We start from the raw sequence: 531 nt of genomic DNA on the forward strand, positions 1-531 counted from the left end.
GTGCAGGTTGCTGCAGACGCTGAAATCGCTGCTGCTGACTGCAAGGCTGAAACAGCTGCTGAATCCGGTGCCAGTGCGGACAGTGAAGCGCGGGAAGAAAATGATTGATATCAGTGCAATCGTTACGAGCGACATTAGCACCAATACCTATTTTGTGACGCTTGATAACGGCTGCACGCCCGGTACGGAAAAAAATGTGCTGGTCGTCGACCCAGGAGATTCTTCCGTAGTGTCTGCGCTCCAGTCACGCGGGCTTACACCTATCGCTGTGGTGCTGACTCATGGACATTTTGACCACGTATTGGGGCTGTCAGCGCTTCGGAAAGCGTTCCCGCGCATACCGATCGGCATACATCCGGCGGACAAAAATATTTTCGGTGCGGGCATATCGGGCGGTTACACCGCGCACCTTGGCACCGGGCACATTGTAACAGCGCTCATGAACCTGCCACAAGCCGATATTATGCTTAACGAGGGGGATACGCTCGACAGACTTGTCCCCGAAGCAAGCCTGTTCCGTAAAACCGCTTC

General features: G+C 54.4%; 1 protein-coding gene. It reads left to right on the top strand.

What is annotated here, in order from left to right; translation table 11 throughout:
* Positions 1-100 precede the first annotated feature (100 nt).
* The coding region (locus AWU74_RS07755) for an MBL fold metallo-hydrolase (protein ID WP_162505054.1) at positions 101-531 on the top strand (431 nt) is incomplete at its 3' end.

This window comes from Treponema endosymbiont of Eucomonympha sp., from assembly GCF_001028545.1.